The sequence below is a fragment of the Pseudomonas sp. BJa3 genome (genome assembly GCF_026343815.1).
GTDB classification, from domain to species: Bacteria; Pseudomonadota; Gammaproteobacteria; order Pseudomonadales; family Pseudomonadaceae; genus Aquipseudomonas; species Aquipseudomonas soli.
In genome coordinates this window covers 1-22228 of record NZ_JAOXMC010000028.1, presented here as the reverse complement: position 1 = coordinate 22228, position 22228 = coordinate 1, and the positions used below count along the sequence as shown (strand labels likewise).

Below are 22228 nucleotides of genomic sequence, written 5' to 3'. Positions count from 1 at the left end.
AGCCCGCCATGCTGACACTCAAGCAAACCCGCACCCTGAAGAACGCCCTGCTCGGCCTGCTGTGCTGGGCCATCGCCCTGGTGATCTTCTTCCCGATTTTCTGGATGCTGCTGACCAGCTTCAAGACCGAGCTGGATGCCTTCGCCACGCCGCCGCAGTTCATCTTCGCGCCGACGCTGGAGAACTACCTGCACATCAACGAGCGCAGCGACTACTTCGCCTACGCCTGGAACTCGGTACTGATCTCGTTCTCGGCGACCCTGCTGTGCATGCTTATCGCCGTGCCGGCCGCCTACTCGATGGCCTTTTTTGAAACCCGCCACACCAAGCGCACGCTGCTGTGGATGCTGTCGACCAAGATGTTGCCGCCGGTGGGCGTCTTGATGCCGATCTACCTGCTGGCCAAGCAGTTTGGCCTGCTCGATTCGCGCCTGGCGCTGGTCATCGTCTACACCCTGATCAACCTGCCGATCGTGGTGTGGATGGTGTACACCTACTTCAAGGACATCCCCGTGGACATCCTTGAAGCTGCGCGCCTGGATGGCGCCGGCACCTGGCAGGAGATCGTCCGCGTGCTGCTGCCGATCGCCCGCGGCGGGCTGGCCTCGACCCTGCTGCTGTCGTTGATCCTGTGCTGGAACGAGGCGTTCTGGTCGCTCAACCTGACCTCGTCCGCCGCCGCCCCGCTGACCGCGCTGGTGGCCTCCTACTCGAGCCCCGAAGGGCTGTTCTGGGCCAAGCTCTCGGCCGTCTCGACTCTGGCCTGCGCGCCGATCCTGATCTTTGGCTGGATCAGCCAGAAGCAGCTGGTGCGCGGGCTCTCCTTCGGTGCCGTGAAATGACCTGGCTTCGCAATTCCCTTGTGGGAGCTGGCTTGCCAGCGATGGGCCGCAAAGCGGCCCCTTTGCAAGCCAGTGATCCCCACAGACCCTCATTCAATCAACCGGCCACCACAGAGGTGACTAGCCATGGCTGACCTGAAAATCCGCAACCTGCACAAAGGCTTCGATGGCCACGCCATCATCAAGGGCATCGACCTGGACGTGCGCGACCGCGAGTTCGTGGTGTTCGTCGGCCCCTCCGGCTGCGGCAAGTCCACCCTGCTGCGCCTGATCGCCGGCCTCGAGGAGGTCAGCAGCGGCAGCATCACCCTCGACGGCGCCGACATCACCGACACCGCCCCGGCCAAGCGCGACCTGGCCATGGTGTTCCAGACCTACGCCCTGTACCCGCACATGACCGTGCGCAAGAACCTGTCGTTCGCCCTGGACCTGGCCGGCGTCGCCAAGCACGAGGTCACCGCCAAGGTCGACAACGCCGCGCGCATCCTCGAGCTGCAACCGCTGCTCGAACGCAAGCCGCGCCAGCTCTCCGGCGGCCAGCGCCAGCGGGTGGCGATCGGCCGCGCCATCGTGCGCAACCCGAAGATCTTCCTGTTCGACGAGCCGCTGTCCAACCTCGACGCCGCCCTGCGCGTGCAGATGCGCCTGGAGCTGGCGCGTCTGCACCAGGAGCTGGCCGCGACGATGATCTACGTGACCCACGACCAGGTCGAGGCCATGACCCTGGCCGACAAGGTGGTGGTGCTCAACGGCGGGCGCGTCGAGCAAGTGGGCTCGCCGCTGGAGCTGTACCACCATCCGGCCAACCTGTTTGTCGCAGGGTTTCTCGGCACGCCGAAGATGGGCTTCCTGCGTGGCCACCTGAGCCGGAACCAGGGCAACCAGTGCGAGGTGGCCCTCGAATGTGGTGCGCGCATCGCCCTGCCGCTGTGCGCGGGCGAGCTGCACACCGGCAGCCAGGTGACCCTGGGGATCAGGCCCGAGCACCTGAGCATCAGCCCGGTGTGCCAGGGTGCGCCGGGGTCGCTGCAGGTGACCGCCGATGTCAGCGAGCGGCTGGGCAGCGACAGCTATTGCCATGTGCGCGCCGCGTCCGGCGAGATGCTCACCGTGCGCGTGCGCGGGGACTTTGCGCCAACCTTCGGCGAGGCCCTGGAGCTGACCTTCGACCCCACCCACTGCCACCTGTTCGACAGCAACGGCCAAGCCCTCGACAAGCGCCTGCAGCAGGCGGCCTAAGGACCTTCAGGATGAAACTCAACCAACACAACCTCCCCCGCCTGGCGGTCGCCCGCCCCAGCTACGACCCAAGCCAATTGCGCCAGGGCATCGTGCACATCGGCGTCGGCGGCTTCCACCGCGCCCACCAGGCCGCCTACACCGACGCCCTGATGAACCTGGGCGAAGGCCTCGACTGGGCCATCTGCGGCGCCGGCCTGCGCCGCGAAGACCGCGCCATGCGCGATGCCCTGGCCGCGCAAGACCACCTCTACACCCTGTTCGAACTGGGCGACCAACCCGACACCCAGGTCCGCGTGATAGCCGCGATCAACGGCATGCTGCTGGCCGAGGACGGCGCCGAAGCGCTGCTGGCCAAGCTTGCCGAACCCAACATCCGCATCGTCTCGCTGACCATCACTGAAGGCGGCTACTGCATCGACGACAGCACCGGTGAATTCCGCGCCGACCTGCCGCAGATCCAGCACGACCTGGCCAACCCGCAAGCCCCGCAGAGCGTGTTCGGCTTCCTCTGCGAAGCCCTGCGCCGCCGCCGCGAGGCCGGCATCGGCCCCTTCACGGTGATGTCCTGCGACAACCTCCCGCACAACGGCGACGTCGCCCGCAAGGCCCTGCTGGCCTTCGCCCACCTGCAGAACCACGACCTGGCCCGCTGGATCGACGGCCACGTCAGCTTCCCCAATGCCATGGTCGACCGCATCACCCCGATGACCAGCCCCACCCACCGCCAGCAGTTGCTCGAGCGCCACGGCGTCGACGATGCCTGGCCGGTGGTGTGCGAGCCGTTTTTGCAATGGGTGGTGGAAGACAAGTTCGTCGCCGGCCGCCCGGCCTGGGAGCAGGTCGGCGTGCAGTTCACCGACGACGTCACGCCCTATGAAGAAATGAAGATCAAGCTGCTCAATGGCAGCCACCTGGCCCTCACCTACCTGGGCTTTCTGCAAGGCTACCGCTTCGTCCACGAAACCCTCGCCGACCCGCTACTGCGTCGCTACATGCGCACCTTCATGGACCAGGACGTGACCCCGCAACTGGCCCCGGTACCGGGCATCGACCTGACGCGCTACAAGCACAGCCTCACCGAACGCTTCGCCAACCGCGCCATCGCCGACCAGCTGGAGCGCGTGTGCTCCGACGGCTCGTCGAAATTCCCCAAGTTCATCGTGCCCACCGCCAACCGCCTGATCGCCGACGGCAAGCCCCTGGAGCGCGTGGCCCTGGTGGTGGCCGCCTGGGCCCTGTACCTGCGCGGCGAAGACGAGCGCGGCACCCGCTACAGCATCCCCGACCCCCGCGCCGCCGACTGCCAGGCCCGGGTGGCGCAGCGCGACGGCCTGGCTGCCCGGGTGCTCGGCGACGAGGCGATCTTCGGCACGGCGATCCCCGCGTCCAAAGCCTTCGTCAGCGCCTTCGAGCGCCTGTACGACAGCTTGCGCGAAGTCGGCGTGAGTGAAACCCTGCGCCAGGTCCTCGGCGACTGACACGGAGGCTTTCGAAATGGACGGACTGTTCCTCGGCATCGACTGCGGCACCCAGGGCACCAAGGCCCTGGTGCTGGACGCCGGCAGCGGCCAGGTGCTGGGCCTGGGCAGTGCCGCCCATGCGCCGCCCCAAGGTCGCGATGGCCGGCGCGAGCAGGATCCGGCCGACTGGCTGCAAGCCCTGCGCACGGCGGTGTCCGCTGCGTTGCACGATGCCGGTGTGGATGGCCAGGCCATTCGCGCACTGGCGGTGTCCGGCCAGCAACACGGCCTGGTGCTGCTCGACGCCCAAGGCCAGGTGCTGCGCCCGGCCAAGCTCTGGTGCGACACCGAAAGCGCGCCTGAGAACGCGGAGTTGCTCGATGCACTCGGCGGCGCCCAGGGCTCGCTTGAACGCCTCGGGCTGGTGATCGCGCCGGGCTATACGGTGTCCAAGTTGCTGTGGACCAAGCGCCAACATCCCGAACTGTTCGCCCGCCTCGCCCATATCCTGCTGCCCCACGACTACCTGAATTACTGGCTGACCGGTCGCGCCTGCACTGAGCCCGGCGACGCCTCCGGCACCGGCTACTACGATGTGCGCCGCCGCGCCTGGGCGACTGATGTGCTTCAGCACATCGAGCCCGGCGAGCGTCTTTTGGCTGCGCTGCCTGAGCTAGTCGAATCCGGCGATTGCATCGGCACCCTGCGCGCGCAGGCCGCCACTGCCCTCGGCCTGAGCCCACAGACTTTGGTAGCCACTGGCGGCGGCGACAACATGCTCGGCGCCATCGGCACCGGTAATATCGCCCCCGGCATGATCACCCTGAGCCTCGGCACCTCCGGCACCTTGGCCGCCCATGCCGACCAGCCCCACGTCGGCGCCCAGGGCGAAGTTGCGACCTTCTGCACCTCCAGCGGCGGCTGGCTGCCATTGATCTGCACCATGAACCTCACCAGCGCCTGCGCCCTGGTGCGCGACCTGCTGGAACTCAACCTCGACCGTTTCACCGAGCTCGCCACCCAAGCCCCGATCGGCGCCGACGGCCTGCTGATGCTGCCCTTCTTCGACGGCGAGCGCGTGCCCGCGCTGCCCGAAGCCAGCGCCAGCCTGCACGGCATGACCAGCGCCAACCTGACCCGCGCCAACCTCTGCCGCGCCGTGCTCGAAGGCACCTGCTTCAGCCTGCGCTACGGCCTCGACCTGCTGCTTGCCAGCGGCCTGCAAGGCAGCGAAATCCGCCTGGTCGGCGGCGCGGCGAAAAGCCCGCTTTGGCGCCAGATACTGGCCGACCTGCTCGGCCTGCCGGTGGTATGCCCCCAACAGACCGAAGCCGCCGCCCTGGGCGCCGCGATCCAGGCCGCCTGGAGCCTCGGCCGCCAGCTGGGCCAGGGCGACAGCCTCGAAGCCCTGTGCGAACGCTGCGTCGCCCTCGACGAAAGCACCCGAACCCTGCCCCGCCCGGCGCAACAGGCCGAGTACGAGGTCGCCTATCAACGCTATCGGGAGCAACTGCCTGCACGCTGAGTGCGGGTATCCTTCCCTTGTCTATCGTTCTGGAGAACTGCATGTATCTGGTGTGTGGCGAGGCCCTGTTCGATGTGTTCAGCCTGGAAAACAGCAGCCGCAGCAGCGAGCTGGGGTTTACCGCGATTGCCGGCGGGTCGCCGTTCAACGTGGCCGTCGGCCTGCGCCGGCTGGGCGTGGAATCAGCGTTGTTCGGCGGGTTGTCCAGCGACTACCTCGGTGCCCGGCTGCGCCGGGTACTGGAAGAGGAACGGGTGGACTGCCGCTATGTGGTAACCAGCGGTGCACCGACCACCTTGGCCATGGTCGGGCTGGATGCCAATGGCTCGGCGCAGTATCAGTTTCGCGGTGAAGGGTGTGCGGATCGGCAGGTGATGCTGGAGCATCTGCCGGTGCTGGATGAGCGTGTGCGGGGGTTGCATGTGGGCTCGTACACCCTGGTGGTGCAGCCCGTGGCCGATACGCTGATGGCGCTGGTGAAGCGCGAGCGGGACCGGCGCTTGATCAGCCTTGATCCGAATGTGCGGCTTAATCCGCTGCCGGATGTGGCGCTGTGGCGGCGGCAGGTGGAGGCGTTTGCCGGGCATGCGCATGTGATCAAGGCCAGTGAGGAAGACATCGCCTTGCTCTACCCAGGCCGGGAGCCTCGTGACGTGGCCCGTGGCTGGCTCAACGAGCGCTGCCGACTGGTTTTCATCACCCATGGAGCAGATGGAGCCAGCGTGCATTGCGCACATGGCTCATGGCAGCGCCCAGCAGATACCTCGTTGCCAGTAAGCGACACCGTCGGCGCCGGTGACACCTTCCAAGCCGCCGTGCTCGCCTACCTCGCACGCCTCGGAGCAAACAGCCCAGCCGGTGTGGCGAAGCTCCCCCACAAAACTATCGATGCAATCCTCGCCTTCGCAATCCATGCCGCAGCGATCACCTGCTCCCGAACAGGCCCGAACCTGCCCTTTGAGCATGAACTACCACCGACATCCTGAGAATCATCCATGGGCTGGGAAGCTTTCATAAAACGGTTCCCACTCTCATCATTTTTCCCATACCACCCATCAAAATCCTGACTGAATGTATGCAAATGTAAAAAAATATGATGGCACTATGCCTCGTTAGCCGGCAAAATCCACACGTTCCCAACGGATTTGAAGGACCGGTTCCAATGACATGGCCAGTCATTCTGAAACTCGACAGCGCAGCCTATTCGCTCAGCGTGGTGCAACGAACCGCTTACGCCTTGGCTGACACAGTCGCGATTCAGATCGGCATTGAAGCTGACCAGATCAGCCTCACTGCCTACCCTGCTAAAACGAAAGTCATGCTGTCTCAGGAGCAGGCACATTCGCTGATTCTCCAGCATTTAAATGACTTTACCCTACGTGATCACATCAACCGTGAGACAGCTGGGTTGCGTGAGGTATTGGCTCGGGCAGCGTTTGCTGGATGCGGAGTTTCGCGGTGACACTGATTGCGACCGACGCTAACGGCTACCGTCTGCTGCCCTTTCGCTTCATGCGCCTGGACACCGCAAATGACCGCGACATTTTGCTCACCTCCGATACCGGCGAGTATCTGCACGTGGACGACGCGCAGTTGCGGGCCCTCAGTTACTTCGACATAGAAGCAGGCACACCTTTTTACAAGGACCTGCTAGCTCGCCATTTCATCTACGAACCGACACGCCACGATCCTTTTCCCGAAATGGCGGCGCAATATCGCAGCCGCAAGGACTTTCTTTTCCAGGGCCCAGCCCTGCACTTGTTCGTTGTAACGCTACGCTGCAACCACACCTGCCAGTATTGCCAAGTTTCGCGCGCACCGCTGGGTGGCTCGGGCCATGACCTATCGGAAGCGGATGCACTCGCTGCCGTTGATCGCTTGTTCGAATCGAACGCTCCCGCCCTGACGGTAGAGTTCCAGGGCGGCGAGCCACTTCTGGCCTTCGAACGTGTACGCCAGATTGTCGAATGGGTAGCTGCACGAAACCTGGTCGAGCAACGGGATATTCAGTTCGTCATAACCACAACGCTGCACCACCTGACGGACGAAATACTCGACTTCGCAAAACAGCACAGCATCCAGTTCTCGACTTCCCTCGATGGACCGGCGCCCTTGCACAATGCCAACCGCCCGACGCCTTCACGGGACTCTTACGAGCGCACCGTGGAAGGCATCAAACGGGTCCGCGAGCATCTTGGACACGACGCAGTCTCCGCGCTGACAACGTTGACCTCTCGAAGCCTTGAACAGCCTGAAGCTATCATCGACGAGTATGTAAAGCAGGGCTTTTCCAGCATTTCACTTCGACCGCTCAGCCCTTACGGGTTTGCCTCCAAGAGTGCACATCGCCTTGACTATCCGATTGAGCAGTACCTGACCTTCTACACGAAGGCTCTGACCTATCTGCTGAAGATCAACCAGCAAGGGACCTACCTGTCGGAAAGCTACACCAGCTTGCTGCTGAAAAATATCCTGACGCCCTTCTCATCCGGCTATGTCGACCTGCGCTCCCCCGCCGGCGCGGGTACAGCGGCGCTGGTCTACAACTATGACGGTTACGTCTACCCGTCGGACGAGGCTCGGATGCTGCTGGAGATGGGCGAAGACGGTTTAAGGTTGGGCACAGTCCAGCAACCCTTGTCAGAACTTTTGGCCTCACCCGTTATGGAGGCGCTACTTGCCAGTGGCGTCGCGGAGGCATTGCCGGGCTGTTCGGATTGCGCATTGGTTCCCTACTGCGGGGCAGACCCGGTCGAACATTATGCCCGCCAAGGTGATCCGATCGGACATCGGTTGTTCAGCAGTTTCTGCAAGAAGAACATGGGGCTGTTAAAGCACTTGTTCGCCTTGCTTCGCGACGGAGATGACAACGTTCAAAGGGTACTGCTGTCCTGGTTGAACAGGCGCTCATATAGCGATGCTTCCTTCCCAGGCTACAGGGGCTAAGGACGATGTTGCGCAAAGATACCCACTTCGAAATTCAACACCTGAATGAACCAAAGCTGCTCAAGGTCATCACCTTGGATGAGTTCATTGAGCAAGGTGTCGCAGTTTGCGCCGGTGCCGCGCAATTCAATGATTTGCTGCTCTGGCTACCCAACAAAGATCTTGAGCGAAATCCACATCTGGTTTCATTGCCAGTGGGCGGCTTCCTGACCCCAGAGTCACTCGCTAGCCCCTTCGACAACGGCAGGCTGCACCTGCATTCCCCCAAAGATCCGGATGTCGTTCAACCTGGCGATGTCATTGCCATTACCCCTGGCAATGCATTGGTAAGAGTGCTCTATCGACGCGGATCAGACAGTAACCTGCTGTTCATGACGGATCGTTGCAACAGCCTCTGCCTGATGTGCTCACAACCGCCTAAAGATATTGATGACCGTTGGCATATCGAGGAAAACCTTCGACTGATCGACCTGATGGATGCAGGCGAGGAAAACCTGGGGATCAGCGGCGGAGAGCCCACACTTTATCGTGATGGCCTGCTTGAGATTCTGGCCAAGTGCAAAACCGTTTTGCCGCAGAAGTCCATACATGTGCTGAGCAATGGACGGCTGTTCAAAGATTCGAGCTGGATCGCAGCCCTCGCGGCCCTAGGCCACCCACAGTTGAGTTGGGGCATCCCGCTGTATGCCGACAACGCAGTCGACCATGACCATGTAGTTCAGTCCCCGGGCGCCTTCAGCGAAACCGTGCAAGGTCTCTACAACCTCGCACGCGCTAACCAGATCATTGAAATACGTGTGGTGCTCAGTCGCCTGACCACACCACGCTTGCCTGAACTAGCCCATTACGTGTTCAGGAACCTCCCATTCGTGCGGCACGTTGCGTTGATGGGTATCGAAAGCACTGGTCTGGCCAGAAAGCACTACGAGGAGTTGTGGATTGACCCGCTGGATCATCAAGAGGCATTGAGCCAAACCGCATATTTCCTCTTCAACCGCGGGATGCCGGTTTCGATCTACAACCTGCCCCTGTGTGTGATCCCACCCCACCTCTCACGATTCGCCCGCCAGAGCATCTCCGACTGGAAAAACCTGTTCATCGATACCTGTCAGCAATGCGCTGCCGTCAAACATTGCTCAGGGTTCTTCAAATCCCACACTGACCGCTGGCAGAGCCGCGGCGTACGACAACTATCGACCGAGGCCTTTAGCGCCTATGCAAGGAGTGCACAGTGAAATTGCTCGACCGCTGGAAAATCCTGATCAGTGGCATCACCTTGTTGCCTATGGCTGGTACCACATTGGCACAGGCGGGCCATACACCGCTCGCCGATGCGAACTGGCAACCGAACGACAAGCTGCAGCCCCCCGTCTTTGCCGATACGCTGAATGCCGCAGACGCAGTGAACATTTATGCGGCACATCGCTCGCACAGCTCACATCGATCCCATAGCTCCCACAGCTCCCATTACAGCGGGTCCGGTGGCTATAGCGCGCCTCGCTACTACAGCCCGCCCGCAACCAGCACACGGAGTTTCAGTGCGCCGAGTACCTCACACAGTACTTCAGGTAGCAATAGCCTTTATCAGTCGTCCGGCACTGCTCCCGGAGCGAGCCCGGGTTCGTCAAAGACCCGCGCGACCAACGAACAGAAAAGCAACCTGGTCAAGCGCGTACAGACTGCACTTATGGTTCGCCAGTACTATCAAGGAACAATTGATGGGGTCATGGGCAAGGCTACTCGTGGCGCGTTAATGGCCTTCCAAATGGATAGTGCCCTGACCGTGAATGGCAGGATGGATACACCCACTCTCAATTCACTGGGGATCAAGATTCCATAAAGGCCAGGCTCACCTGACAACCCCGAGCGGGATTACCTTTTCCCCAGCAATTCAGACACAAAGCTGCTCGATCATCGCCGCGTTATTGTCACGCGCCGATAAAGTTTGGCCACGAGCCTTGAACGGACATGGACGTCAAGGTCATGGTCAAGCAACTCCAGACCGTGGTTCATCCAGGAGGCTTTGTGTCACCGAGGCTACAAAATTAAAGAGCCGAAGGCACGTTCCGCGAAGGGCAATCGACACCATCGAAATCATCGTGGGAGAGGGCTTGCCCCGCGATGCGGGCGACACGCGGTACGACACCTGTTACACCCCTAATTGCAGCTGCAGGACCGCCGTGGATCGTTACACGGGTAAGTCCAAAGGATGATGTCATTCGGACATCATGCCACGCTAATCTAGGAAGACGACCAGCGAACAACAATGAAGGACGCCATGCAGCACATTACCCAAGTCGATAACACTCTTTGGGCACTGATCAGCCGCTTGCAGGGCACGGAGCTGCGAACGCCCTCCAACGCCAGCAACACCCGTTTCAGAATCGCGGCGGTCAACAACGACCACGTAAGGGTGATAACCGGCACGAACAACAGCTCGATCACCCTGACCCGTGCGGCCTTCCAGCAAACGCTGGATTACCTGGCCAGCAACCGACACTTCGGGGAAGCACACGCAGTGGAGATTCGCTCCAATCTAGCGCCAGAAAACGCCGGCCCGCTTTGCCACGCCGCTCGGCGCCAACCCGACGGCCGTCCAGGCACCGTCGTCATCACCTACATCCTGCCGATACTGGAGCACTGCCAGGCTGTCGCCATTCAGCGCGACGCCAGGCCGACCAGCACCTGGCTGGTGCCTTGAGCCCACCCCACCTTGTACGGGGGCACCAGTTCCCATTACCCGATACACCGTTAAAAAGGTAAGGACACACGATGACAACCTCAGGAATCGATTGCGACGACGACTTGTTCACCAGCCTCATCAGCGCCACGCCCGAGGAAGTGGACATTCTGGTGGACATCATCACCGACTTCTCCCGGGGCCGCGCCGGCCTGGATGCAGACATCAAGAAGCAGCTGGTACAGGCCAAGCACAGCTCGCGACCGGCGGGCTACACCGAGCAGCAGCTCGACCTGCTGGGCCATGAGCTGCAGCAGTTCGGCGGGCATTCGGCAATGAACCTGGCCCGTCGCCTGTTGAAGAAATCGGCGGTGCCCTACGCCGAGATCGTCAACGACGTGTACCAAAAGCTCAACGGCAGCGGCGCAACCAGCGTGGCGGACAAGGAACGCCAGATCGCCCTGGCGCTGTTCGGTGCCGGCTGGCGGGAGCTACCGGCCAGCGAGCGTTTCGAGCGGGCCACCAGCACCAAGGTGCTGACCGGGCTATTCAAACTCGACGAGGCGCTGCCCAAAGGGGCCGCCAGCATGATTGGCCTCTCCGCCTCGCGCAGCGCGGCACTGTTCACCATGGCGGCGACCACCGGATTGCGCCTGAACCCCTTCGGCGCTGCCTTCACGGCCGGCGTGGGCCTGCACAGCAGCGTGGCTGAAGCCTACCGCGTGACCGTGCCCTTCGTTGCCCAGATGGGCTGGATCCGCCTGCGCCGGGAAGCACCAGCCACGCCCCCGGCCACACGCCCCGACACCCAGCCAGTGGCCACCGCTTCCCAGACCACGGCCGATCTGGTGGTCCAGGACGGCCAGGGCGGCACATTGCTCAAGCTCAACGTCGTGCAACGCCCGCCCGCAGGTACCCATCGCTCACTGCCAACCGATCAGATCAGTGCGCTCAACCCGCTGCTGGCCAATGTGCCCGGCCTGGCCGCCATGGGCGAGCTGGCCAGCGGCAACTACGTGGTGTGCAGCCTGCCGTTCGAGACACTGACAAAAAACGCCAACGGCGACGGTAGCGTCCGGGCCTTCGTGCGTACCGGCGGCAAGATCAGTGAACAGGCCAGCCTGTCGCTCCCTGAAGACCTGCAGAACGTGCTGCTTAGTGGCGCGGTGTGGAACGCAGTGTCCTCGGCGGTGGGCCAGAAGCACTTGCATGACATCAACGAGAAGCTGGGCGCCATAAAGCGTCAGTTGGACGACGTGCTGCGCGAGCTAGATGAAGCGCAATGGCAAGAACTGACTGGACTGTTCGAATACACCCAAGGCGTGCTCGATCACTATCCGCACGACGGCATCGACGGCACGGCCCGCCAGACACTGGAAAATCAGCATAGCCAGATCACCTCCCTGGCCCAGTACTTCAATCGCAAGATGGACGAAGAGCTGAAGCACGCCCAGGATGTGGAGGCTGACAAACTGTTCGGCGTGGACAGCACCCGCCAGGCATTGCAGGAAAGTCTGAGGAAGATGGAGGGTTGGGTCAGCGGTTACCTGCAAACCGCACAGCTGCAGGTGGTCAGTTGTGCCTTGCGCTACCTGGCCGAGCCACTGCAACGCTATCGCGCCCAGGCGGCCAAGGCTCTCGAAAGTCTCGGCCAACTGGAGGAAATCGGTAACCAGAGCCGCAGCATCTACAACTCGCAGATGGAACTGACCAGCTCACGCATGTTCAGCCTCGACGCCTCGCTGCAACAAAGCTTCACGGCACAACTGGACGGCCTGACCAGCGCCTTGGCCCAAGGCCCGCGGGACACCCAGCAACTGCAGCAGTCGTTGTTCGATCAAGGGGAGCGTCAGATACTGCTGCGTTATGAGAACGGACAGATCGCTGAAGCCCAACTGCTGGAACGGGCGGTCTGAAGACAACCAACGTAGGCGTAAGCGAAACGAAGGATGACATAGGCAGGGCCGGGGGCGCGAGTGCAGAAGTTGTCTGCTGACGATCACGCTCTCAACCTTCGAACAGCACGGTGCGCTTGCGATTCGCTTGTGCCCGTGCCCGAAGATCAGCCATGCGACTCAGCAACGATGCAGGGATGGGCTGGAGAAGTTCCGGGCTCTCGGTCATGTCCGTGTGCACAAGCTCAAGAATGGTTTCTTGGGCCTCCTGTGCTTCGCGTTTGATGTCTAAAAGAGCCACGCTCACCTTTGATTCGGACATGTTTTGCTCCTTCATCCGGACCATGCGACGACTGCCGCATGTGCGATCTGACCAAGGGAATGTACAGCAGAATTACTCGAGAGAAATGAAGGGCAAGCCCACCGTTGCATGGTTTCAGAACGGGACTACATACCCATTGCCGTTCGATCAACACAGGCGCTTGCTCTACACCGCACCTGAGCACCGCAGGCCTTTGGCCATTAGCACAAGTGCCCTAATCGACCCTCCTCCCTTATGCCTCGTATAGTCCCCCTTGGATTACAAAAAACCGGGAAAGGACGCCATGGGTTACAAACTTCCACCCCTCTGCCAGTGGCTGGCCATCCTGGCCCTAGCCTGCAGCACCCCGGCCCTGGCCGAACAAGCCGCAGGCGACTACTGGATCATCTACGGCAAAGGGGAACGCTTGCACAACGAGGTCTACGTCGCCGATGCCGCCGGCATCCTGCAAAAGCCCGGTGGCGTGCAATCGGCCCAGGTCATGCAGCTATTCGAAGACCCGGCCTTCCCGACCCTCGTCGCCTACGAGGTGCAGGCTAAGTGCAAACAGCGCCAGATCCGCCTGGACAGTGCCCGGGCGATACGTCGCTTCGACGGCGCCGTGCGCGATGTGAAAACCAACGCCAAAGACTGGGTCGCACCAAAGGACTACTGGTTGCAGCGCACCTTCGCGTTCGTCTGCGCCCCCGACAACCGCGCGCGCAACCAGATGCTGTCGATCGGCAAGATGCCGGCGGCGAAGATGGTCGCCACCATCCAGGCCATGTTCATCCAGTTGATCGGCGTGCAGGCCAACAGCCAGGCGGTGCAGGAGCTGGACGACATGCTTGCGAACACCCCACGATGAGCACGCGCCATCTGCTGATCCTTGGCCTGTTGCTGCCGACGTTGGCCGGCTGCATCCCGACCCTGCCGGAGCTGATGGCGGGCAACCAATGGCAAGGCCGCGACGCCAAGCAGGCCATCGACTTCTTCGGCCCACCCATGCGCATGGAGCCGTTGCCCAACGGCGCTGGGGTGCAGTTGGGCTGGTACCGCGATACCACCTATGTGCAAAAGGAAGTGGTCGGCAGCACCGCCGAGATGCAAGGCAACGTGATGGTCCATACCAACTACTGGGACGACGTGGCCCATCCTGGCGGCTGCACGATCCTGATGTCGGTGGACAAGGCGCGGCAGATTAACGACTTTTCCACCAAGGGCCGCTGTAACGGTGTGAACCTGGCGCCATAGCGGCTTGGCGAAACGTGGGGACAGACCCTTGGTGCTGACTTGTGGAAGCAGGCCTGTGGGAACGGGCTCGTTGGGAGGCACAGCGCGACTACGCAGCATTGATGGCGTTGTATTCGCATTCCATCCACGCTGGATGCTTGGACAGGCTAGATAAGCGGATTAGCCGAAGACGGCTTGCTGCCAATGATCCTCTGAAACGATGGCTATTGCTGCTCCGGCTTCACGAAGTTCTACAGCCTTGAGAATTTTCGTTCCATATGACGCATGGCGCCACTGCTCGTTGCCTATGCTGCCAACGATTAGATAGTCCACCTTCTTGCTAACCGCACCGCCAAGAATTCCACCTCGATCAGTAACTAGCTCCTGGCAGTCCTTGCGCGGGCCGAAGGCCATGATCCCTGTGAAAACGAAGTTTTTGCCTTCAAAGCAAAGCGAGGGCGGAGGCGCGCAGAAAGGTAGGTCAGTGGGCCGTGAGACGACTGGGGAACAAGTAGCGGACGAGGTCACTTGAGGGGAAACCCCACCGAGTCTCTTGAGCATACCCAGCAGGTCGGCGGACTCCTCTGCATCAAGCTTGCCGTCAGCCAGCATGCTGCTCAGTCGACGGTAGAGAAGGTTTATCACCGGGTCGTCTATATGAGCTAGGTTTCGCTCGATCCAGTCTTTGAGAAATACGGCCTCTTCCTGGGTGACCACATTATCAGCCACGAGCCCGGCCGCTAGGCCCGCCAAAGCGTCGGCACTGCGCCTGTCGATTCTTTCGGCATTGAAGTATCGGCTTGCTGCGAACTCGTTATGAAGATCTGTCATTGATAGGGCTCCATGCTCATTAGGCAGAAGGCACAACGCTACTACGGCACGCCCCAGGCCGCGTACTGGCTTTCCATCCAGCTCAGACAATTGGTCTCACTGATCGACGCGATCACGTTGCTGATCGCGCCATTGAGCCTGATCGTAGCTTGGCTCTCTAAAGTGAACGAAACTGGAAGTCGTGGCGACTGGCTCGGCCTAATCTCAAAAGCGTAGAGAAAGTGCGGTCAGCAGGCCTGTGGGAGCTGATTTGCCCCACGATAGCGCCCGCCGAGGCAACCAAGCTCCCAGCCAGATACCCACCCCCTACTCAGCCTCCGCCCAACCATCAACCCATGATTCACATCTTGGGCTAACGCCTTGGCCATACCACTGAAGTATGCACCGCCGCCAGCAGCGTAGGCAGATGATCAATCTTCATCATCGCCAGGCCACTGATCTTGTGCACCGCACGCATCAGCACGGTCGCCTGTTCCATCGCATGGTCCACCGGATGCCCTGCCACCACGCGGAACAGCGGATCTTGCACACCCACCTTCCCGTCTTCGCCTCACTTAGTACAGACAGTGCGACCGGCGTGGTGATGCTCAACCATTAAACGATTGGTGCGATGCTTACCTACGCAACCCAGGCGGCATTATCACCTGTTCGCGGTACGGTACAGACCTACCATTCGCGCACGAACGCTGAAACACGCCTCATCCCGCCCTCGTAATAACTGGTGTCTCGAGTGAGTTTTATCGACTCGTCGACTTATGCGGAGCCACAAAGTTTAGTGAATTGACTTCAGCTTGCAGGTCGTTACAGGTAAGCGGCATCGAAGGTGTTGAGTTGTGAAAAATCAGATTTAGCCCCTTCCTTGTAGTCCATTTCCCAAAGATACTCTCTCCGCTGATTTTCCGTTGCACGCGCCTATCCCTTTGCTAACGTAAATAGGCGCAGACCTTGGTAAGAATTACTAAAGCTTTTGGCCGATTATTGCCCTACGCGAAAGACAACTATGGTTCGATATTGGCCATCCGAGATAAGTGGCTACCCTAAGCTGAAGGCAGCTAGTGCTAAAGGGCAGACGCTCTTGAAAGTGAATGCGTCGCGACCTCTATTCGAACTTGTGCATTTCAAAATAAACACACTCCAATAACTCACTCGCAACATGCATACAATAGTATGCATGTCAGAATCCATTAGGCTAATGATGCTAACCCCTGAACTTCATGAATGAACCGCACAAAATGATGTAGTAATTCATGGTCATCCTCCGAAATCCCATCCGGATCAAAGTGCATAACATCGTTGCGAACAACACGAACCTTGTCGAGCTCCTTAGTAAATATTGCTCGATCAACCTTAAGTCCGGTCTTTCTCCACAATTCGGGTGATTCGAAAAGCCTTATATACTCACCAAACGTGAGGTCCGCTACTGACTCGATGGTTCGGCCTCTGTCTGAAGGATTAACCACACCGGATAGCTCTTCCTTCGTAAACTTCCCATCAATCAGCTTTCTAATATGGTTTTCAATTTCCGAAAGAAGCAAGAAAGGCTCGGATAGTTGTTGAAACTGAAGACTAAGATCTGTCGTCGTAATGATACCACTAATGCGTCTATCTGATGCTCGTACAAGTACGTAGGAATGCTCAACAATCCGAGGAATTGCAGAGAAAATCGATTCAGAAGCATTAATTTCTTTATGCTCCTTCATGTAATCACGCACCAATACTGATTCAGATTGAGTAAGTGCTAGCTTGGGGGCGATACTTTCCCAACTAATGACACCTTTCACATCTCTTTCGTTTGTCATCACTGGAAGTTGGGAGTAGTCGTGTCGCAACATCAATGTAACCGCTTGCGTCAGGGATTCATCCGGCTTAACAGTTATAAGCGTGGTATTGGCTGCTGGAAGACGACTGACTCGATATGCTGGCTCAGAGACGGCACCAAAAATAAACTCTGGAGTAACAATGGTGTCCGGCTCGACAATCGCTATTGGATCGACCAGCTCGGCATCTTCTCCAGACTCATTAACAGAGGGGGCATGTGGCGTCACGTCCAAAGGATTATTTAGCGCAAAACTAACCCAAGCATCGATAGGAACAGTTTCGAAATCCGGAATTGTTTTAACACCTAGTTCATTAAGGGTTTTCCGGATTTTGCTTGAAACTATCCACCCCCTGCGTGCCGCACCTGCCAAACGTAGAAGATCTCTTACCCTGATCTGGGTCGTAGCCTCGCCCGCAGTGAGATCAGCAACTATCGGTCGTAGAATTTCTGTAAGCGTAGGTATGCCCATTGTTAACTCCAAATCAAAATTTAGCTACACTTACCAGTTTGAAGTTAAAATTTTTCTGTGTTGGCGGATTGGTGCATATGAATGATCGACGCACACGTTCGTAAAAGCGCGTCCGATGAGTCGCTTATCCATAGACTGCCAATTATCCATACTGGAAGCAACTTTCCACACTCTCACAGGCGGCAACTGTAGATGGTTTGTAGCGGTTAGTGACAGGCCGCTATCGACCCATAGCCGCCCTTCGTGGAGTGCATCTAAAAGCCGATAGCCGTAGGACATATCCATAGCACTGTAAAATCGTGATGACAGTTAGACAAAGAAAACTTAGCTGATAACGTCAGGACCTGCATCCATCTTAGGCTGATCAACTCTGCCGAGATACATGGGCTGCTCGGAGCCAGCAAATTGTGGCAACCACTCTTTGTCTGTTTTATCCTCGATCGCATACTGATAGCTAGTGGTTGAGAAGATCACCTGCGCATTATTTCGTATAGCGACAGCCTTTAGTGCCTTGATGTAAGCGTCCAAATCTTCCCAGTGAATTTCCTGCTGTCGAGGGGTGTCAAATACCAGAACTCTGAACGGAGAGAGTGGATCGTTGGTGCATAGTTCAAATAGAGCTGCATGGAATGCCAGCACTGTTCGAGCTTTAGAGCTGCCCTTGATGATTCCAAGCTTTTCAGTTCCCAGTATGGGTTTGAGATCCGAGTCTATTCGAATGTCCCTTGAAATATTCTTTGAGTTTAGGACGTCAAGCCATTCTGCCATTTTTTGACCTAGCTCTATTCTAAACTGAAGAATATCTGACGACTGTTCACGCGATGCCTGAAGTGAGTCCTCCAGCGTTAGAGCCATGTCTCTTTTTCTCAATAATTCAGCATGAATACTTTTCTGCCGCTCGGACTTTTCTAACTTATTTTTTTCAAGCCCCAACTCGAATATTTCCGACGAAATCCTGCTAATAGCCTCAATAAATATCTCGATACCTGCTTCTCTTTCTGCCATCCCCCTTTGCTGAGCCAGTTGCGCGACCTGCGATTCAATAAACTTCTTTTCGGTGGATAAAGCTTCCACTTTCTGTATATTTGAGGCAGTTGAAATTTCAAGATCCTTTATTTGATCTTTCAGATAAAGCAAGCTTTTCCCGTAAGAATCTGTACTCACCATAAATATGCCACACGAGGGCGAGGTGCATATATCTGAGAACGAAATGAAGGCACGTTTTGCCTCCTCATTCAGATTGAGTGTCTCAATCTCACTCTGTATTTCTTCACGTATTTGGGTTGCACTAGAGATTTTTGATTCGATGGCAATCTCTTCTGCCTGAAGCTCCCGATGCCGCTTCTTTAACCCCCCAACAAAATGATCCAAACTAGAAAGCGAATCGCTTTTTATATCCTTTGACTTTTTGAGATCATCAAGACGCGACTTCAGTTCTGCTATAAGCCTATCAATTTCTTCAATTTTTCGAGGCGGCGATGGAAGATCCTGCGCAATGCGATCCAGCAATTTCCCGCTATCAACAATAACTGCATCCAAATAGTCTAAATCTTTTTTTACCTCAATCGCTTTCTTCTTTTTGTCATATGAATTCTGCGGAGGAAAGTTAGTTGCCAGCCTGACCATCTCTGAAAATTGATTTGTTATAAAACCTGGGCGAGGAGGCATGTAGTATTCAGAGTAGCCCTGATCTTGATCCAAATAGAAAAGTGGTAGTAACGCGGAAAAATAAGGGATGATTGGTGTATTGCCGTTTGTTACAAGTCGATCACCTCTAAGCTTGAGAGCTTTAAGCATAAAAATTGAAAAGTCGACCTCATTGTAAAAACGATTTTCGGTTGCGCCATCAACTCTCACAGTCAGATCGAAAACGTCACCTATCATCCGTTCTAAGGTAAATTGCTTCCCCGTGAGAAGCAATTTCAATCGTGCCATTTTGCAGTTACGAACTATGTCGTCTCTAAATTGAACATGTAGTCCGAGGCAAAACATCATTGCTTGGATCAACGGAGTCTTGCCACTACCATTTTTCGCGTAAAGTTGAGTTATGGCTGCACCAAACTCAAGCTCACCTGAACGCCACCCATGGGGGGCATTCGGAACAATCTCAAGTGATTCAAATTTCATTTAGCTTAACCTCAACGGCCCGCTCTTTACAGATATTGCGATAGGCACGCTTAATTTTAAGCAACGCAATACATAGCCTACTGTCTTCTTTCAGAACATTATCAATCAACTTTTTCCCAATCTCCGTCGCTTCAATCCGAGAAGAACTTTTATCGATTATGATAAAGCCGGTATTTTCCAAAAATGTAAATGCCTTAACGGTGCGAATTCTGAGGTTTGCAGACCAACCCAGTTCTTGAATCGACCCCTTGAAACCAGCGAGGCTTTTCTCAAAGCAAACCCCTACTAGCATTCCAATCTCGTCATACTTAGGCTTGGCTCTAGATCGCGCGAGAAGGATGATGGTCAACGCAATGAGCGGCGTGTGGAATAAACTTTCGTTGCCCAACACGTCCTGCCGCCCCTTTGGGCTGCTTTCGGTCAATAGTGCAAGGGACTCAGTCTTGGCGGTAGAGACAGCCTCACGAAAGTTCATTGTGCCTCCCCTTTCACCAATTCGGATAGCACTGATCCGAAAGTAAGCTCTTCGGTGATGTCTGATCGTCCAAGGTCTTTAGAGATTTGTAGCGTCAAACTTGAAATTTCATCGGTTACTGAGTTCATGTCAATTTGACCGATAGCCATCTTCTTTGCCACAGTTATAATTTTGCTCTGTGCGATGGCTAAACGAAACTCTAAGAGTGCATGCCTATTGATTCTGTACCATGCTTCCCAGTTACATTTAAAGCCTGCAAATGTGTCCACTGTCTCATCTGAAAAACCAGAACGTTTGAGCATTCTCTGCAGGATGGATACCGACTTTATAGCTCGATCATCTCCACCTGCCTTAAGAACGTAATAGGCAGATCGAGATATACAGAGAATATCTAATATATCATCTAAATTGACGCTCGCCTTCTCATCCAACTCTTTCTCAGTAATTCTACCGGAAAGCGGAACCGCAGACTTATCTTCAATTAACGACAATAATTGGATGATTATCTTTTTAACCTCAAGAGGATTCAAGTTGATTTCACTATACTTGAATATCTGACTTGAAACTTGAGAAATGAAAACATCATCTTCTTCGTTGAGAATTTGCTTCCTAGGTGCCAGCACTAAGTGCGACAAGAAGACCATTACATCGACATCACTTTTTGTGGAGAGAGAGGGTATAAGCTTCTTAACCTCGTCAATTAGACTTGAAGTATTTTTGGTTGGTCTTGCTTTATCTCTAACTTCCTGACAGATCTGTTCGACTTCGTCATCAAAATTTACGTTCGTAAATAATTCAATTGAGCTACAAGCCTCACCAAATTCCTCCACGTGAAGTAGTAACTTTCCCGCGAAGCTGCCCGCCAAGTCATGCACCGGACTATTTTTCGGTTTTTTCTTCAGACCGAAAATTTCAAGTATGTTGTACTGATGGTTTAGCTTACTTTTTGTTTTTACCTGAACAAACCGATACTTGGCTCTTGAATTAATAATATACTTTACCACATAGTCTTCGTGCACATCGCAGTAAACTCTATCAATTTCTCCATTTTCTAATAGCGCCAAACTTTCCAAACTGGCTGCTTTAAACTGTGCTCGGAAGCGATCAATCGTATCCCGACCATTTTGTTCCCTAGGGCAGACCTCATGAAGTTTCATATTAATTTTTTGATCTAGAGTATGATAGCCCTAGAGAGGGCCGGGCTTTTAGGTAGGATGCAGAGTCAATCGTTGCGACAATTTGGTGACTAATGTAATTAAATACGCTGCGGATGGCGAAAACGCCATTTTTTGATTTAAAGCTGGATGCGAGTACATCGACGACTTTCGTTGCAACAAAAATTTCGCTTGCAACGCAGCTTATCGTGGCGGGTTCGAAGTATTTTCGTACAAGTTGAGAGTGCCATCTCGGTGGCGCACTTTTATTGCTTCGGATAATACTATCCATGCTGCGTTCCCTTGCTGCTTCTCGCCCGTGAGAGATTCCTATTCTGAACTGCTGAATAGTGGCCTGAGGCCACCCACAAAGCAAGTCAGTTTTTCATATTTACTCTTCCAAAATTTCACCCTGGGACGAATGAATCACCTACGGTCTTATCAATAGCGTTGAACGGCAGTTTTTGGCCTTTAGCTGCCCGTAGCGAGTGGACGCTATGGGTCGAAAGCGGCCATCCGAAACTCACCATTTGCAGATCATTTGGGTGCGAGAATCTACCCCCCCTAGAGGTAAAGGGCCCTGAGCAGCCCTCCGTCATGGATTTCGATGTGCTAAGCAGCCCACGAAATCTAATCAGCATCTCGGTGGTGCAAAAAGTGGGGTAAATTTCTATCAGCGGCAAAAACGAAGACATAAAAAAATCCAGTCACCGCTAAGTGACTGGATTTTTTGGAGTATTTTGGTCGGGACGGAGTGATTCGAACACTCGACCCCTTGCACCCCATGCATGCCAAGCCACCGTAACGGCATGATACCACAGGATTTTCCGCCAGGCGCTCGCTGCAACGAAGGCCAACGAAGGCGGACAGCTACGAACAAAGTCACTTCGAAAGTCACTGGCCCATGCCAGCCCGCCCACGGCGTTCTGCCGAGTCACCCTTCCTTTATATGGCTACTTTTCCCCAGCCCGAAGCACCCGGCACCCACTCGGGTGATCTGGCTCGTATTCGGCAAAAATTCCCATGGCCCAAGCCTCCTCGTGCTCGAGTAGCGCCCACGTCCTGGCCGCCTCGGCAAGCTCCAGCATGTCGGACAGCACGCTGGCATCGACTTCCTTTCGCCGGCTGGCGGCATAGGCCATTTCATTGAGCACCGCGGCGCGCCCGTCCGGATCGGTGACAAGGGCGGGGCCGTCGTACAGCTCGTCGAGCCACGGCCTCGGAATGCC

The 22228-nt window shown here is 56.7% G+C and carries 21 protein-coding genes; 13 read left to right on the top strand and 8 right to left on the bottom strand.

All coding sequences use genetic code 11. The annotated features are described in order from the left end of the window. Positions 1-8: 8 nt before the first annotated feature. The 11 genes from OH705_RS24990 (at position 9) to OH705_RS24940 (ending at position 12611) form a co-directional block, all read left to right on the top strand. Positions 9-842: a carbohydrate ABC transporter permease gene (locus tag OH705_RS24990; RefSeq protein ID WP_046856056.1), complete on the top strand. Its 834-nt coding sequence runs from the start codon at positions 9-11 to the stop codon at positions 840-842. A gap of 126 nt (positions 843-968) precedes the next feature. After that, entirely contained in the window at positions 969-2081 is a 1113-nt protein-coding gene (locus OH705_RS24985) for an ABC transporter ATP-binding protein (protein WP_094010389.1), read from the top strand. A gap of 11 nt (positions 2082-2092) precedes the next feature. Then, positions 2093-3562: a mannitol dehydrogenase family protein gene (locus tag OH705_RS24980; RefSeq protein WP_267303207.1), complete on the top strand. Its 1470-nt coding sequence runs from the start codon at positions 2093-2095 to the stop codon at positions 3560-3562. A 16-nt stretch (positions 3563-3578) separates the two neighbouring features. Next, entirely contained in the window at positions 3579-5069 is a 1491-nt protein-coding gene (gene xylB / locus OH705_RS24975) for a xylulokinase (protein WP_267303206.1), read from the top strand. Positions 5070-5110: 41 nt separating this feature from the next. Then, positions 5111-6055 carry a carbohydrate kinase family protein gene (locus OH705_RS24970; RefSeq protein WP_267303220.1) on the top strand — a complete coding sequence of 315 codons (945 nt, stop codon included), beginning with the start codon at positions 5111-5113 and terminating at the stop codon, positions 6053-6055. Between the two features lie 176 nt (positions 6056-6231). After that, positions 6232-6531 carry a His-Xaa-Ser system protein HxsD gene (hxsD, locus tag OH705_RS24965; RefSeq protein WP_267303205.1) on the top strand — a complete coding sequence of 100 codons (300 nt, stop codon included), beginning with the start codon at positions 6232-6234 and terminating at the stop codon, positions 6529-6531. Beyond that, complete coding sequence (gene hxsB, locus OH705_RS24960) at positions 6528-8015, top strand: His-Xaa-Ser system radical SAM maturase HxsB (RefSeq protein ID WP_110605682.1); 1488 nt, start codon at positions 6528-6530, stop codon at positions 8013-8015. The genes hxsD and hxsB overlap by 4 nt, the downstream gene beginning before the upstream one ends. A 5-nt stretch (positions 8016-8020) precedes the next feature. Next, positions 8021-9250 (top strand): His-Xaa-Ser system radical SAM maturase HxsC, encoded by a 1230-nt coding sequence (gene hxsC / locus OH705_RS24955; protein WP_267303204.1) that lies wholly within the window; start codon positions 8021-8023, stop codon positions 9248-9250. After that, positions 9247-9855 (top strand): His-Xaa-Ser repeat protein HxsA, encoded by a 609-nt coding sequence (gene hxsA, locus OH705_RS24950; protein WP_110605684.1) that lies wholly within the window; start codon positions 9247-9249, stop codon positions 9853-9855. The genes hxsC and hxsA overlap by 4 nt, the downstream gene beginning before the upstream one ends. A gap of 438 nt (positions 9856-10293) precedes the next feature. After that, complete coding sequence (locus OH705_RS24945; protein WP_110605685.1) at positions 10294-10716, top strand: hypothetical protein; 423 nt, start codon at positions 10294-10296, stop codon at positions 10714-10716. 71 nt (positions 10717-10787) lie between these two features. Continuing rightward, a complete protein-coding gene (locus tag OH705_RS24940; protein ID WP_267303203.1) occupies positions 10788-12611 on the top strand; it encodes a hypothetical protein in 1824 nt (607 codons plus the stop codon). Between the two features lie 91 nt (positions 12612-12702). Here the strand turns inward: OH705_RS24940 and OH705_RS24935 are convergent, their stop codons facing one another. After that, positions 12703-12912 (bottom strand): hypothetical protein, encoded by a 210-nt coding sequence (locus OH705_RS24935; protein WP_267303202.1) that lies wholly within the window; start codon positions 12910-12912, stop codon positions 12703-12705. A 283-nt stretch (positions 12913-13195) separates the two neighbouring features. On the opposite strand from OH705_RS24935, the gene OH705_RS24930 reads away from it, so the two are divergent. Together OH705_RS24930 and OH705_RS24925 are read left to right on the top strand one after the other, a co-directional pair. Further along, positions 13196-13759 carry a hypothetical protein gene (locus OH705_RS24930; protein WP_110605688.1) on the top strand — a complete coding sequence of 188 codons (564 nt, stop codon included), beginning with the start codon at positions 13196-13198 and terminating at the stop codon, positions 13757-13759. Next, the gene (locus tag OH705_RS24925; protein ID WP_267303201.1) at positions 13756-14145 is read left to right on the top strand and encodes a hypothetical protein; all 390 of its coding nucleotides are present in this window, start codon (positions 13756-13758) and stop codon (positions 14143-14145) included. Before OH705_RS24930 ends, OH705_RS24925 begins: the two co-directional genes overlap by 4 nt. Positions 14146-14304: 159 nt before the next feature. On the opposite strand, the gene OH705_RS24920 is transcribed toward OH705_RS24925, so the two are convergent. The 7 genes from OH705_RS24920 to OH705_RS24890 form a co-directional block, all read right to left on the bottom strand. Further along, the gene (locus tag OH705_RS24920) at positions 14305-14955 is read right to left on the bottom strand and encodes a BRCT domain-containing protein (protein ID WP_267303200.1); all 651 of its coding nucleotides are present in this window, start codon (positions 14953-14955) and stop codon (positions 14305-14307) included. A 352-nt stretch (positions 14956-15307) separates the two neighbouring features. Further along, positions 15308-15484, bottom strand: coding sequence for a DUF3077 domain-containing protein (locus tag OH705_RS24915; RefSeq protein ID WP_267303199.1), 177 nt, complete (start codon positions 15482-15484; stop codon positions 15308-15310). 655 nt (positions 15485-16139) lie between these two features. Then, positions 16140-17243 (bottom strand): HPP family protein, encoded by a 1104-nt coding sequence (locus tag OH705_RS24910; RefSeq protein ID WP_267303198.1) that lies wholly within the window; start codon positions 17241-17243, stop codon positions 16140-16142. Between the two features lie 324 nt (positions 17244-17567). Next, positions 17568-19370, bottom strand: a complete 1803-nt coding sequence (locus tag OH705_RS24905) for an AAA family ATPase (protein WP_267303197.1) — start codon at positions 19368-19370, stop codon at positions 17568-17570. After that, the gene (locus tag OH705_RS24900) at positions 19360-19845 is read right to left on the bottom strand and encodes a hypothetical protein (protein WP_267303196.1); all 486 of its coding nucleotides are present in this window, start codon (positions 19843-19845) and stop codon (positions 19360-19362) included. The genes OH705_RS24905 and OH705_RS24900 overlap by 11 nt, the downstream gene beginning before the upstream one ends. Next, on the bottom strand, positions 19842-21002 hold the full coding sequence (locus tag OH705_RS24895; RefSeq protein ID WP_267303195.1) for a dsDNA nuclease domain-containing protein: 1161 nt from the start codon (positions 21000-21002) through the stop codon (positions 19842-19844). Before OH705_RS24895 ends, OH705_RS24900 begins: the two co-directional genes overlap by 4 nt. 950 nt (positions 21003-21952) lie before the next feature. Then, the coding region (locus tag OH705_RS24890) for a hypothetical protein (RefSeq protein WP_267303194.1) at positions 21953-22228 on the bottom strand (276 nt) is incomplete at its 5' end.

Bases quoted from the DNA above. Each gene is read 5' to 3' on its own strand.
- OH705_RS24990 (WP_046856056.1), top strand. From the start codon at position 9: ATGCTGACACTCAAGCAAACCCGCACCCTGAAGAACGCCCTGCTCGGC.
- OH705_RS24985 (WP_094010389.1), top strand. From the start codon at position 969: ATGGCTGACCTGAAAATCCGCAACCTGCACAAAGGCTTCGATGGCCAC.
- OH705_RS24980 (WP_267303207.1), top strand. From the start codon at position 2,093: ATGAAACTCAACCAACACAACCTCCCCCGCCTGGCGGTCGCCCGCCCC.
- xylB (WP_267303206.1), top strand. From the start codon at position 3,579: ATGGACGGACTGTTCCTCGGCATCGACTGCGGCACCCAGGGCACCAAG.
- OH705_RS24970 (WP_267303220.1), top strand. From the start codon at position 5,111: ATGTATCTGGTGTGTGGCGAGGCCCTGTTCGATGTGTTCAGCCTGGAA.
- hxsD (WP_267303205.1), top strand. From the start codon at position 6,232: ATGACATGGCCAGTCATTCTGAAACTCGACAGCGCAGCCTATTCGCTC.
- hxsC (WP_267303204.1), top strand. From the start codon at position 8,021: ATGTTGCGCAAAGATACCCACTTCGAAATTCAACACCTGAATGAACCA.
- OH705_RS24945 (WP_110605685.1), top strand. From the start codon at position 10,294: ATGCAGCACATTACCCAAGTCGATAACACTCTTTGGGCACTGATCAGC.
- OH705_RS24940 (WP_267303203.1), top strand. From the start codon at position 10,788: ATGACAACCTCAGGAATCGATTGCGACGACGACTTGTTCACCAGCCTC.
- OH705_RS24935 (WP_267303202.1), bottom strand. From the start codon at position 12,912: ATGTCCGAATCAAAGGTGAGCGTGGCTCTTTTAGACATCAAACGCGAA.
- OH705_RS24930 (WP_110605688.1), top strand. From the start codon at position 13,196: ATGGGTTACAAACTTCCACCCCTCTGCCAGTGGCTGGCCATCCTGGCC.
- OH705_RS24925 (WP_267303201.1), top strand. From the start codon at position 13,756: ATGAGCACGCGCCATCTGCTGATCCTTGGCCTGTTGCTGCCGACGTTG.
- OH705_RS24920 (WP_267303200.1), bottom strand. From the start codon at position 14,955: ATGACAGATCTTCATAACGAGTTCGCAGCAAGCCGATACTTCAATGCC.
- OH705_RS24910 (WP_267303198.1), bottom strand. From the start codon at position 17,243: ATGGGCATACCTACGCTTACAGAAATTCTACGACCGATAGTTGCTGAT.
- OH705_RS24905 (WP_267303197.1), bottom strand. From the start codon at position 19,370: ATGAAATTTGAATCACTTGAGATTGTTCCGAATGCCCCCCATGGGTGG.
- OH705_RS24900 (WP_267303196.1), bottom strand. From the start codon at position 19,845: ATGAACTTTCGTGAGGCTGTCTCTACCGCCAAGACTGAGTCCCTTGCA.
- OH705_RS24895 (WP_267303195.1), bottom strand. From the start codon at position 21,002: ATGAAACTTCATGAGGTCTGCCCTAGGGAACAAAATGGTCGGGATACG.